The sequence below is a fragment of the Mycobacterium sp. NGS39 genome (genome assembly GCF_059812765.1).
Map to the genome: position 1 here is coordinate 118,155 of NZ_JCALDH010000004.1, position 13,134 is coordinate 131,288.

Annotated in this window: 8 protein-coding genes; 3 read left to right on the forward strand and 5 right to left on the reverse strand. The window is 67.1% G+C overall.

The genetic code is table 11. The annotated features are described in order from the left end of the window. The 4 genes from AC5Y39_RS07375 to AC5Y39_RS07390 form a co-directional block, all read right to left on the reverse strand. Entirely contained in the window at window positions 1-2,217 is a 2,217-nt protein-coding gene (locus tag AC5Y39_RS07375) for a malate synthase G (RefSeq protein WP_500016865.1), read from the reverse strand. Window positions 2,218-2,345: 128 nt separating this feature from the next. Further along, the gene (locus AC5Y39_RS07380) at window positions 2,346-3,215 is read right to left on the reverse strand and encodes a 3-methyladenine DNA glycosylase (protein ID WP_500016863.1); all 870 of its coding nucleotides are present in this window, start codon (window positions 3,213-3,215) and stop codon (window positions 2,346-2,348) included. Next, a complete protein-coding gene (locus AC5Y39_RS07385; protein ID WP_500016861.1) occupies window positions 3,208-4,260 on the reverse strand; it encodes a hemolysin family protein in 1,053 nt (350 codons plus the stop codon). The genes AC5Y39_RS07380 and AC5Y39_RS07385 overlap by 8 nt, the downstream gene beginning before the upstream one ends. Continuing rightward, on the reverse strand, window positions 4,260-5,621 hold the full coding sequence (locus AC5Y39_RS07390) for a hemolysin family protein (protein WP_500016859.1): 1,362 nt from the start codon (window positions 5,619-5,621) through the stop codon (window positions 4,260-4,262). The genes AC5Y39_RS07385 and AC5Y39_RS07390 overlap by 1 nt, the downstream gene beginning before the upstream one ends. A gap of 193 nt (window positions 5,622-5,814) precedes the next feature. Here AC5Y39_RS07390 and AC5Y39_RS07395 point away from each other — a divergent pair, with 193 nt between their 5' ends. Beyond that, window positions 5,815-7,209: a salicylate synthase gene (locus AC5Y39_RS07395; protein WP_500017083.1), complete on the forward strand. Its 1,395-nt coding sequence runs from the start codon at window positions 5,815-5,817 to the stop codon at window positions 7,207-7,209. On the opposite strand, the gene AC5Y39_RS07400 is transcribed toward AC5Y39_RS07395, so the two are convergent. Beyond that, window positions 7,206-8,852, reverse strand: a complete 1,647-nt coding sequence (locus AC5Y39_RS07400; RefSeq protein WP_500016857.1) for a (2,3-dihydroxybenzoyl)adenylate synthase — start codon at window positions 8,850-8,852, stop codon at window positions 7,206-7,208. The genes AC5Y39_RS07395 and AC5Y39_RS07400 overlap by 4 nt on opposite strands. A 109-nt stretch (window positions 8,853-8,961) precedes the next feature. Between AC5Y39_RS07400 and AC5Y39_RS07405 the strand changes: the two genes are divergently transcribed. Both AC5Y39_RS07405 and mbtG read left to right on the forward strand, forming a co-directional pair. Beyond that, window positions 8,962-11,826, forward strand: a complete 2,865-nt coding sequence (locus AC5Y39_RS07405; protein ID WP_500016855.1) for a non-ribosomal peptide synthetase — start codon at window positions 8,962-8,964, stop codon at window positions 11,824-11,826. Continuing rightward, window positions 11,823-13,127, forward strand: a complete 1,305-nt coding sequence (gene mbtG, locus AC5Y39_RS07410) for an NADPH-dependent L-lysine N(6)-monooxygenase MbtG (protein ID WP_500016853.1) — start codon at window positions 11,823-11,825, stop codon at window positions 13,125-13,127. The genes AC5Y39_RS07405 and mbtG overlap by 4 nt, the downstream gene beginning before the upstream one ends. Window positions 13,128-13,134: the final 7 nt, after the last annotated feature.

The window sequence follows — 13,134 nt, forward strand, 5'->3', positions numbered from 1 at the left end:
TCAGGCTCCGTTCAGTCTGGCTTTCGCCTCGCGACGGCGGCGATGCAAGATCGGCTCGGTATAGCCGTTGGGTTGCTCCGTTCCGGACAGAATCAGATCCTGGGCGGCCAGAAACGCGATGCTGTCGTCGAAATTCGGCGCCATCGGCCGGTACGCCGAATCGCCCTCGTTCTGCCGGTCGACGATCGCAGCCATCCGCTCGAGGCTGGCGCGCACGTCTTCGGCGGTGATCACCCCGTGCTTGAGCCAGTTGGCCAGCAGCTGACTCGAAATGCGAAGCGTGGCACGGTCTTCCATCAACGCGACGTTGTGGATGTCGGGCACCTTCGACGAGCCGATGCCCTGGTCGATCCAGCGCACCACATAACCCAGAATCGACTGGCAGTTGTTGTCGACCTCTTCGCGGATCTCGTCGGGCTCCCAGGCCAGCTCTTTGGCCAGCGGGATGGTCAGCAGCTGTTGCAGCGTTGTCCGCCGGCCCTTTGCGGCGAGCTCCTTTTGCACCTCGCCGACGTCGACCTGGTGGTAGTGCATCGCGTGCAGCGTGGCCGCGGTGGGCGAAGGCACCCATGCGGTGGTGGCGCCGGCCTTGGGTTGGCCGATCTTCTGCTCGACCATGTCGGCCATCAGCTCGGTCATAGTCCACATGCCCTTGCCGATCTGCGCGTGCCCGGGCAGTCCGCACTCGAGCCCGACGTCGACGTTGTTGTCCTCGTAGGCGAGGATCCACGGCTGGCTCTTCATGGTGCCCTTGCGCACCATCGGGCCGGCCTCCATCGACGTGTGGATCTCGTCGCCGGTGCGGTCCAGGAAGCCGGTGTTGATGAACACCACGCGGTCCGCCGCGGCGCGGATACACGCTTTGAGGTTGACGCTCGTGCGCCGTTCCTCGTCCATGATCCCGACCTTGATCGTGTTCTGCGGCAGGCCGAGCACATCCTCGACGCGGCTGAACAGCTCGACCGTGAACGCCACTTCGTCGGGACCGTGCATCTTTGGCTTGACGATGTAGATCGAGCCCGCGCGGCTGTTGACCATCGGGCCGTTGGCGTCGCTGGACCGCAGCCCGTGGATCGCGATGAGGCTGGTGAACAACGCATCCTGGATGCCCTCGTAGACCTCGGTCTCGGTGCCGTCGTCTTGGCTCACGGTGATCGCGTCGTTGGTCATCAGGTGGCCCACGTTGCGGACGAACAGCAGGCTGCGGCCGGGCAGGGTGAATTCGCTGCCGTCCGGCGCGGTGTATCGGCGGTCTTCGTGCAGAACCCGGGTGAACGTGTTGCCGTCCTTGGTGACCTCGGCAGCCAGGTCACCCTTGTTGAGTCCCAACCAATTTCGGTAGCCGCGGACCTTGTCGTCGGCGTCGACGGCCGCCACCGCGTCTTCGAAGTCCATGATCGTGGTGACCGCGGACTCGAGGACCACGTCTTTGACGCCGGCCTTGTCGGTCTTGCCGACAGGGGAGTCCGGGTCGATGAGGATGTTGATGTGCAGGCCGTGGTTGACCAGCAGCACCGAGTCCGGTGAAGTCGGGTCGCCCGTGTAACCGACGAACTGCTGCGGTTGCGCGAGCGTGGTTTCGCGGTCGCCGTCGAGTGTGACGATCAGGCGGCCGGCCGAATCGGCATCTTCGATGCGGAAGGCTGTCGCATCGGTGTAGGAGCCGTTGGCCAGCGGAACCGAGTCGTCGAGGAACTTGCGCGCGTACGCGATGACCTTGTCGCCGCGCACCGGGTTGTAACTGTCGCCTTGTTCCGCGCCGTCGTCCTCGGGGATGACGTCCGTGCCGTAGAGCGCGTCGTACAGCGATCCCCACCGGGCGTTGGCCGCGTTCAGCGCAAACCGGGCATTGAGAATGGGCACCACCAGCTGAGGGCCGGCCGTGGAGGTGATCTCCGCGTCGACGTTGGCGGTGGTGACGGTGAAGTCCTCGGGTTCGGGAAGCAGGTATCCGATGTCGACGAGGAACTGCTGGTACGCCTCCTGGTCGATCGGCTCGATGACCCGCTGGCGGTGCCACTTGTCGATCTGGGCCTGCAGTTCGTCGCGACGGGCCAGCAGCTCGGCGTTGCGCGGACCGAGATCGGTGATCACCTTGTCCACGCCGGCCCAGAAGGTGTCGGGATCGATGTCGGTGCCAGGCAACGCCTCGTCGTTGATGAAGTCGTACAACACCTTGGCCACTCGCAGGTTGCCGGTTGCCACCCGCTCCGTCATGCGTCCTCCCGTCGGTTGTGTCGGTACAGCTTACCCAGCGGTAACGTCGGCTTTTCCGGCACGGGCAGCACCGGCTCCAGGGATTTCGGTGCGCGAACCGATGCCCGGCGTCGTGTTGCGCGCCGAAATCACGGCGCTGACGCGGCGGCGAGCAAGGCGCGACACCGCTTCAGCACTGCGTGGCGCACAGTCGCTGCCCGCTGCGCGATCGCCACCTGCTGACGCACGTACTCCGCGCGGCCTGCGGGCGTCTCGATGCACACCGGCTCGTACCCCAGGCTGCGAAGGTCGTACGGACTGGCCCGCATGTCGAGCTCGCGTGCCGTGAAGGCCAGCTCGAACGCATCCATGAGGACGTCGGAGTCGACCAGCGGCAGCAGCTTGGCCGCCCACTTGTAGAGGTCCATCGCGGCGTGCAGACACCCCGGCTGCTCGGTGTCCACCTGCATTTCCCGCGTCAACTGCGCGCTGTTGCGGTCGCGCGCCGGCGCAGTGAAGAAGCGGAACGCGTCAAAGTGCGTGCAGCGCAACGGCATTGACTCGACCACCGCATCGGTGCCGCGATGCCCCAACCGCAGCGGTACCTGATGGCGAGGCCGCTCGGTGCGATACACCATCGCCCATTCGTGCAGCCCGAAGCAGCCCAGCTGCGCGGGCCGCGCGGCTGTGGCGTCCAGCAGTCCGACGACGAATTCGACGGTGCCGCGACGCCGCTGCAGCAGGGCTGGGTCGACGGTGACCACGTCACCGATCCGGCGATAGCCGGCCAGCCTCGTGTACGCCTCGGCCGCCTGGCCCGCCAGTCCCACGCCGAACCCGGGATGCCAGCGCGCGAGATGACCGGGCCGCAACGTGTAGTAGGTGAACAAGAAGTCGACGACGGGATGCGACGCACCGTCGCCGCGCCGTTGCAGGTAGGGCCCGACGAGCGCGTCGACCCGCTGCCGGTGCAGCTCGCGTCGCCGCGTCCAGTCGGCTTCGATAAGCGCGTCAGACACGGTGCGTGCCGTCACGGACAGTGCCGACGAGGTCCTCGACCAAATCCTCCAAGGCCACCATGCCGGTCACCGAACCGTCGGCGCCGACCACCAACGCCAGGTGGCTGTTGTTGCGGCGCATCCGCGACAGCGCGTCGGGCAGCGACATGCTCTCCGAAACTTCGGGCAGGGGCCGCACAGTCGAGCGGTCGACCACAGCGTCCGGGTCGTCGACAGCGGGCAGCACGTCCTTGATGTGCACGTATCCGACGAACCCGCCCGTGGCGTCGACGACCGGGAACCGCGAGTATCCCGTCTCGCCGAGCGCTCGCTGGATGGCTTCGACGGTCGGGCCGTCGCTGTCGGGGGCAATCTCGACAGTGTGGACCTCGCCGAGCGGGATCGCGATGTCGGACACGACCCGGTTGCGGATTTGAAGCGCGCGGGACAACCGCATGTGCTCCTCGGGGTCGAGCAGGCCCTCCGACCGCGACTCCGCGATCATCTCGGAGAGTTCGACGGCCGATACCGTGTTCTCGAGTTCGGTCTTGGGTTCGACCCGCATCGCGCGCAGCGTCACGTGCGCACACCAGTCGTAGAACGCGATCACCGGCCGGGTGGCCTGCACCCACCACAGATACGGCGGCACCAACAGCATCGCCGCCGACTCAGGACCGGCGATCGCGATGTTCTTGGGCACCATCTCGCCGAGCAGCACATGCAGCACAACGACGATCGTGATCGCGACCACGAACGACACCGAGTGCAGCACCGCGTCGGGCACGCCCACCAAGTCGAAGGGCTTCTCCAGCAGATGCGCGACGGCCGGTTCGCCGATGCGGCCCAACAGGATCGAGCACACCGTGATGCCCAACTGAGCCCCGGCCAGCATCATGGACAGGTTCTGTCCGGCCTGGATGACCGTCACCGCCGTGCGTTTGCCTTGCTCGGTGAGCGCCTCGAGTCGGTCGCGGCGCGCGGAGATCAGTGCGAACTCGGCACCCACGAAGAACGCGTTGGCCAACAGCAGCAGCACGGTCAGCACGACCCCGAGCACGTCGGCCATCAAAGCTCGTCTCGTTCGTCGCCGCGCCGGCCCAGCTTCACCAGCTCCAGCTGGTCGATGCGCCGGCCGTCCATCTTCGCCACAGTCGCGCGCCAGCGAATCGGGTCGTCCAGCGAGCCGTCGGGTTCGAACGCCTCGAGCTCCACCGACTCGCCGACCTCGGGGATGTGGCCGAGTTCGTGCATCACCAGGCCGCCGATGGTCTCGTATTCGCCCTCGTGTCCGCGGAATCCCGTCGCCGCTGCGACTTCGTCGATGCGCAGCAGCCCCGACACCCGCCAGCCGCGGCCGGACTGCTGCACGTCCAGCGTTTCTTCGTCGTGCTCGTCGCGAATGTCGCCGACGATCTCTTCGATGAGGTCTTCGACGGTCACCATTCCGGCGATGCCGCCGTACTCGTCGGCGACCAGCGCCGTCTGCAGCCCGTTGGCCCGGACTTGCGCCATCAGCGCATCGCCGTCGAGCGTCGAGGGCACCACCGATACCGGAAGCGCGACATCGGCCAGCCGGGTGCGGGCGTGCTGGTCGTGGGGGACCTCGAACACCTGCTTGACGTGCACCAGACCGATCGTCTCGTCGAGGTCGCCCTCGGTGACCGGGAAGCGGGAGAAGCCGGTCTGGGTGGCCTTGGCCACCAGATCGGCGATGGTGTCGGCGGCTTCCAGCGCCTCGATCTTGGATCGCGGCGTCATGAATTCCTCCGCGGTGCGCGCACCGAACTGCAGGGATCGGTCGACCAGCGTCGCCGTGGTCGGATCCAGCGAGCCACGCCGCGCGGAGTTGCGCACCAGCGACCCCAATTCCTGGGGAGAACGTGCGGATCGCAGTTCTTCGGCGGGCTCGATACCCATGCGGCGCAGGATCCAGTTCGCGGTGCCGTTGGTGAGGTGGATCAGCGGGGTGAACACCATCGAGAACATCACCTGTGGTCCGGCCACCATGCGCGCGGTCTGCAGCGGCCGCGCCACCGCGAGGTACTGCGCCACCAACTCGCCGAACACCATCGACACCGACGTGGCGATCAGCAGCGACAGCACCAGCGCGGTGCCGTCAGCCCAAGTGTCGGGCACCTTCGCCGCGGTCAGAAGCGGCCGGAGCAGCCGAGCGATCAACGGCTCGGCCAGGTAGCCGGTGATCAGCGTGGTGATGGAGATGCCGAGCTGAGCACCGGAAAGCTGAAATGACAACGTGCGGTGGGCCCGCTGCACCATCCGGTCGCGTGGACCGCCGGTGCGCGCGTTGGCGTCCACTGTGCTGCGTTCCAGAGACGTCAACGAAAATTCGGCACTGACGAATACCGCGGTGCCCAAAGTCAGCACCAGAAAGCCCAGCAGACTGAGCAGGATCACGACGACGTTCATCGCTTCCCCGAGACGAGCTGGCCGGACCGCATGCCCGGCTGGCTAGAGGACGGCTCGGCGTCGGACGGGTCCGGGACCGGTCGCTCAGCCCGGAAGGTTCCCTCCATACCAAGGGCCGCGACGGGTGCCTGCGGCACGGAACCCCTTTCCCCTCGGATCGCGAAGAAGCACCCATGGTATCGCGATGGCGTACATGGACTGGAGCGTTCATTGCTGCATCCGGGAGAGAGCGACTATCGCGGTCGCGCGCGTAGTTAGGTTAGCCTCTGCTATCTTACATTCCGTGACGGAGTCCCTCGCGGCCACGGTTGCGCCGGCGGACGTCGTCGCCGGACTGGCCGGCGCAGTGCCGGAGGCCCGAGGCGACGACTACCTGCTATACGAGAACGCCGGTCGCTGGACGCTGGCGATGGGCACCCAGACGCTTGTCGAACTCGACAGCGACGAGCTTCGCGTGGTGCGCGACGGCGTGGTGCACCGTCAGGCGTGGTCCGGGCGGCCCGCGGCGAAACTCGGGGAAGTGGTCGACCAACTGCTACTGGAGTCCGACGCCGCGTACGGGTGGATTGCTTTCGAGTTCGGCGCGTATCGCGCTGGGCTGCAACGACATTTGCCACCGAAAACGCCGTTGGCGCGGCTGTTCGTACCGAGCACGCGCGTCGTCGTCGCCGCTGACGGCACTGTCCTCGACGGGCCGGACGAGTGCGACGCGGTGCTGTCGCGGCTGCAGACCGTCGGTCCCCCGCCGATCGGGCCGACCCGCGCGGCCGATCTGCGCTCGGATCCCAGCCGCTACCGCGAACGCGTGGTGGCCGCCGTCGAGGAGATCCGCGCCGGCCGCTACCACAAGGTGATCCTGTCGCGCAGTGTCGTGGTGCCGTTTGCTCTAGACTTCCCGGCGACGTACCGGCTGGGCCGTCGCCACAACACCCCGGCTCGCTCATTCCTGTTGCGGCTGGGCGGTATTCGCGCGCTGGGCTACAGCCCCGAATTGGTCACCGCGGTGCGCCACGACGGCATCGTGGTCACCGAACCGCTGGCGGGCACCCGGGCGTTCGGCCGTGGCTCCGCACACGACATCGCCGCCCGCAACGACTTGGAGTACAACACCAAAGAGATTGTCGAGCATGCCATTTCAGTGCGCAGTTCGCTGCGTGAGATCGCCGAGGTCGCCGAACCGGGAAGCACGGTGGTGAGTGACTTCATGTCCGTGCGCGAACGCGGCAGCGTCCAGCATCTGGGTTCGACGGTGCGTGCGCGGCTGCACCGGTCGTGTGACCGCATGGACGCGCTCGAGGCGCTCTTCCCGGCAGTGACCGCGTCAGGCATTCCGAAGGCCGAGGGCATCGAATCGATCCTGCGCTTGGACGAGTCCCCGCGAGGCCTGTACTCGGGCGCTGTCGTGGCGTTGACTGCAGACGGCGGACTGGACGCCGCGTTGGTGTTGCGGGCCGCCTACGAACGCGACGGCCGCACCTGGCTACGGGCCGGTGCCGGGATCATCGCCGAGTCGTCGCCGGAACGCGAGTTCGAGGAAACCTGCGAAAAGTTGACCAGTCTCGCGCCCTATCTGGTCGCGCGCGCCTAGGCCGAAGCGCTCAATAGTGTTGCGAGCGCGCGCTTGTCGACCTTGCCTACCGCTGTCGTCGGCAGCTCAGCCATGGGCACCAGCATGTCCAGCCGCGCGTGGGTGGCTACACCTCGCTCGTCCAGGTAGGAGTTGAGGTCGGCCAGCGTCGTCGGCGTCCCACCGAAAACCACTGCTCCACAAACCTTTTCACCCAGGTAATCGTCGGGTAGCCCTACGGCGGCGACCGCCCAGACAGCCGGGTGCGTCAGCAGATGTGACTCGAGGTCGAGCGCAGAGATTGTTTCCCCAGCGCGCTGGATGACATCTTTGACCCGGCCGGTCACCTCCACGTAGCCGTTGGTGAAGCGACGCACCCGGTCGCCGGTGCGGTAGAAGCCGTCCGGGCTGAAGGCTCGCTCGTTGTCGCGTGGGGCGCGGAAGTAGCCGTTGAACGTGTACGGTCCGCGCACCAGCAGTTCGCCCTCCCCGCCGGGCCCGACGTCGTTGCCGGCCTCGTCGAGCACGCGCAGCTCGTCGTGCGCGGACAACGGGCGGCCTTGCGTGTGGTACACCACGTCGGCCGGATCGTCGAGCCGCGTGTAGCAGACCATGCCCTCGGCCATCCCGAACACCTGCTGCAGTCCAGGTGTCAACGCAGCCCCGACCGCGCGCGCGTCGTCGGCACCCAGCTTTGCCCCGCCAACCTGAAGCAGCCGAAGGCTTCTCGGCGGAGTCGGCTCCCACTCGCACGCCTGTGCCCACAGTTTGGCCAGCGCCGGCACCAGCGCGGTGACGGTGACCCGGTGCCGCTCAATCGTCGCGAACGCCGACTCCGGGCTCGGGTCGGTGCTGAAAACTACTGTCGCAGCGGCGCTTATCGCGCCGAGGATGCCGGGACACGCCAGCGGGAAATTGTGCCCTGCCGGCAGTGACACGAGGTAGACGTCATCCCGGGTGAGCCGACACAATGCCGCGCTCGCGGTGGCGTTGTAGAGGTAATCGTCGTGGGTGCGGGGGATGAGCTTCGGTGGGCCGGTGGTGCCGCCCGACACGAGCAGCAACGCCGGCGACTCCGGGTCGACGGTGACGGCCGGAGGCTCGTCGTCGTGAGCGACGAGTTCGGCCCACGGGGTGAAGGCGCCGGCCTCGCCGTCGACGACGACATGGTGCATCGCAGGATGTGCTGCGACCAGCTGCTCGGCCATCGAGCGGTAGTCGAAGCCGTTCACCTCGTCGGCGATCACCGCCGCGACCGCGCCGCTCACCTCGGCGAAGTGGCTGAGTTCGGCGAGCCGGTGGCCGGGCAGGCACATGACCGGGATGGCGCCGGTGCGCAGCAGAGCGAACAGCGCGACCGCGAAGCGGCACGAATTGGGCAGTTGGAGCAGTACACGCTGGTTCGGCGCGATCCCGAGCGACGCGAACCCGGCGGCTGCGCGGTCTGCCCGTGCGTCGAGTTCGGCATACGTGTAGCGCTCGACGGCATCCACCACAGCGGTCCGGTTCGGCCATCGTGTTGCGGCCACGCGCAACACGGAGTCGAGTGGGCGGCCGGTCCAGTAGCCCGCTGCGCGGTAAGAGGCCGCGCGCTCGGGCGGGAACGGGACGAAGCCGTCCACCACCTCCGGTGGTGCGTTTTCGGGGGGCTTGGCAGTGGTCACGGATGTTCGGAGTCTCCACGGTAGGCGTGTCCTGTTCGGTGAACGTACGGTAGCCTACGGCAAGTTAGGGCAGCCTCTGCTAACTATTCCTCGGAAGGTCGACTCCGACTTGACTACGACTCGTGTCACGCCGGAAGTGCTGCGGCACGTCGCACCAACCGACAGCCAGCGGAAAATGTGGTTCCTTTCCACCGCCGATGCCAGCGGCGCGGCGCTGACCGTCACCGCGTCCTACCGGCTCACCGGCGATCTCGATGCGACGCGGCTCAAGGACGCAGTCGCGGCGCTGAGCACACGTCACGAAATCCTGCGCACCACATACCTGGTCGACGATCTCGCCGGCCTGGCACTGGTGGTCCACCCGATCGGCGCACTGGCGCCGGCGTGGACGCATCACGATCTGACGCACTTGACCGGACAGAGCCAGCAATTGCGGCTCGATGTGTTGGCGCAACGGCAGTTCGGGATGCCGTTCGACCTGACCGTCGATTCGCCGCTGCGGCTCACACTGATCCGCATTAATGAGGCCGAACACATGCTGCTGGTAGTCGCCCACCGCATCGCCTGGGACGACGCGTCGTGGCCAGTATTCCTGACCGACTTGAGCGCGGCTTACGCCGACCCTCGCGGCTACTCGAACGCTCCGGCAGTGCCGTTGACGCAGCCGCAACTCGCAGCCGATTCCGGCGCCGACCTGACCTACTGGCGAAATGTACTGGCGAACCTGCCTGAGCCCCTTGAACTTCCAGGCCCGAATGGCGCGGCAGTCCCGCGCACCCGACGTTCCGGGGTCTGCATGCGACAGCTGTCCGGCGAGATCATGGTTGCGGTCGACCGCCTCGCGGCCGAGACTTGCACCACCCCCGACGCGGTCGCATGCGCTGCGCTCTGCGCGCTCATGACCCGATACACCCACGCCCACGATTTCCTGATGGCCGCGGCTGTCCCGGACCACACCGACCACACGCGTCAGGCGATAGGCTACTTCGCCGGCCCCGTCTTGCTGCGGGCAAAGATGCTGCCGCAACAAAGCTTTCGGGAGCTTGTGACATATCTCCGCGGCACCATGAGTGCGGCATATGCGCATCAGGGCGACGCGCTGGATCGGGTGGCGCGTGAGTTAACCGGGGATCCCCGCGGCGCCGACAGCTTGGCGCGGTTGAGCTTCGGGTGGCGTGATCACCCGCAGAGCACGCGCAGCGTTACGTTCGCAGACGGTGTGCGGTGCACGCGCACGGCGTTGCACGGTGAGCCAGGACGACTGCCACTCGAGATAATGGTCGAACGCGGATCCGGGGGCGCGCGGGTGGAGGCCCAATATTTGACGGAGGTGCTTGACCGCCCACTGGTCGGCCAATTGCTGAGGCATTTGGAACGACTGTTGAGAAGTGCTGTGCGTCAACCTGATACGCCGTTGTGGGCACTGGATTTCCTGGGCCGCGATGCCGTGTGGCTGCACGAGGTGTCCCGCGGGGTAAAGACTGACGTGGCGGCTGTCACCCTCGCCGATGCCGTGCAGCGTCAAGTCCGAGCCACCCCGAACGCGGTCGCGCTGACCTACGACGGCCGGCACCTCACCTACCGCGACATCAATGAACAGGCAAACCGGCTGGCGCACTGGCTGATCGCACGGGGGATCGGTGCCGAAGATGTGGTGGCGGTGGTCATGGAGCGCTCGCCTCAACTCGTGGCCAGCGCGTTGGCGATCGCGAAAGCGGGCGCAGCGTACCTGCCGGTCGACCCGGCCTATCCGGCCGACCGGATCGACTTCATCCTCGCCGACGCGGCACCTGAACTCGTGCTGCGCGAACCTCTTCACGAAGTCGCCCGATCGCTCGACAGCTATCCGGCCAGCGATCCGACCGATGCCGACCGGGTGAGCCCGCTGCGGCCAGACAACCTCGCTTACGTGGTCTATACCTCAGGTTCCACCGGCACACCGAAAGGGGTGGCCGTCACACACGCCTCGGTGGCGCAGTACTTCGCCTGGTTCAGCGGCGTATGTCACGCCGACGGCGCCGAGACAGTGCTGCAGGTGACCTCGAGCAGCTTCGACTTTTCCATCGAGGAGATCTTTGGAACGTTGAGTCGCGGTGCGCGCCTGGTGATTCCGAGTCGGGACGTGTTGCGCGACGTCGGCTATCTGACCGACTTGCTGAAGCGCGAGCGGATCACGTCCATGCACCTGGTGCCGTCGATGCTGGGGCTGTTCCTGTCGCTACCCGGCAGCTCGCAGTGGCGGACGCTGCGGCGTATCCCGATTGGTGGCGAACCGCTGCCGGGAGATCTTGCCGACAAGTTCCACGCCACGTTCGACGCGCCGCTGCACAACTTCTACGGCCCGACCGAGGCCACGATCGCGTCGACGACCTATCACGCGGTGGGCAAGCAGGGCAATCGCGTCGTGCCGATCGGCACGCCGAAGATCAACACCACCGTGCATTTGCTCGATTGCATGCTGCAGCCCGTACCGGTCGGCGCGATCGGCGAAATCTACATAGGCGGAGACTGTTTGGCTCGGGGTTACCTCGGTCGGCCGGTACTGACCGCAGAGCGGTTCGTCGCCGACCCCTACCGGGCGGGCGGCCGGTTGTACCGCACTGGCGACGTGGCCCGACGTAACGCCGGCGGCGACCTCGAGTTCATCGGGCGCGCAGACGAACAGGTCAAGGTGCGCGGATTGCGCGTCGAACTCGGTCAGGTGGCCTCCGCCGTCTCCGTCGATCCCAGCGTCGGCCAATGCGTCGTCGTCGTCCGCGAATTGGCCGGCCTCGGCCGCGCACTGGTGGCCTATGTGACGCCGTCGGCCGGCTGCGACGCGGTCGAGGTGGACCGGGCGCGGGCCCGGGTCAGCGCGGTATTGCCGGACTACATGACGCCGTCGGCGTACGTGGTGCTCGACGAAATACCCATCACCACCCACGGCAAGATCGATCGGGCCGCGCTGCCCGAACCTCCGGCGCACAACCGATGACCGGCACGATCGCGATCGTGGGCGCCGGCGCCAAGGCCGTGGCGGTTGCGGCGAAGGCGGCAGTGCTGCGCGAGATGGGCCTACCGGCGCCCGACGTATTCGCGGTCGAACGCCGGGGCGTTGCGGCCAACTGGCAGGCCGCGGGCGGCTGGACAGACGGCAGGCAGCGATTGGGCACCAGCCCCGAAAAGGACGTCGGCTTTCCTTACCGGTCGACGCTCGCACCGGGCCGCAACGCCGAGCTCGACACGCGGATGCTGCGGCACAGTTGGCAGGCGTATCTGGTCAGCACGGGCGAATTCGCGGGTTGGGTCGACCGCGGTCGGCCGTCGCCGCCGCACGCGACATGGGCGAGATACCTGCGCTGGGTCGCCGAGGCAGCAGGCTTGAAAGTCGTTGACGGGGAAGTGGTCGAGGTCTCGGTCGACGGGTCGCAATGGGTAGTGCACACCCGCGATTGGCGCCTTCCCGCGGACGCGATCATGATGACCGGCCCGGGTCAGCCCGCCCGCTCGATCCTGCCGGGCCATCCGAAAGTGTGGTCGATAGCCCAGTTCTGGCAGCGCGTCGCGGGCACGGAACGCATCGGCGCCGCGCGGGTAGCTGTGATCGGCGGCGGCGAGTCCGCCGCATCGATCCTCAACGAGCTGTTCCACCACCGGTTTTCGGCCATCACCGTGATATCGCCCCAGGCAACGCTGTTCACCCGCGGCGAGGGCTTCTTCGAGAACTCTTTGTACTCCGATCCGACCGAGTGGCACAGCCTGTCGCTCGGCGAGCGGCGAGACGCCATAGCCCGCACCGACCGCGGAGTGTTCTCTGCCCGCGTGCAGGAGTCGCTGCTCGCCGACGAGAGGATTCGGCACTTGCGCGGACGCGTCGCACACGCCGTCGAGCGGGACGGGCAGATCCGGCTCACCCTGCACACCGACGGTCCACACGGCAGCGGCACCATCGGTGAACGGCTGGAGACAGTGCACGGGTTCGATCTCGTGATCGACGGATCCGGCGCTGACCCGCTGTGGTTCATGGCCCTGCTGCGCCAAGACGCCCTGGACCTATTGGAGCTGAGTCTCTGCGGCCCCGTCACCCGCGAGCGGCTGGAGGAATCCATCGGCCACGATTTGGCCGTCACCGGTGTGACGCCGAAGCTGTTCCTGCCCAATCTGTCCGCCCTCAACCAGGGTCCCGGGTTTCCCAACCTGAGCTGTCTGGGGCGGATGTCGGATCGTGTGCTGGGCGCCGACCTCGGTGGGACCGCTCGAGCATCTACCGGCGCGGCGCAGTGTCAGCGCATCTGACGCGACA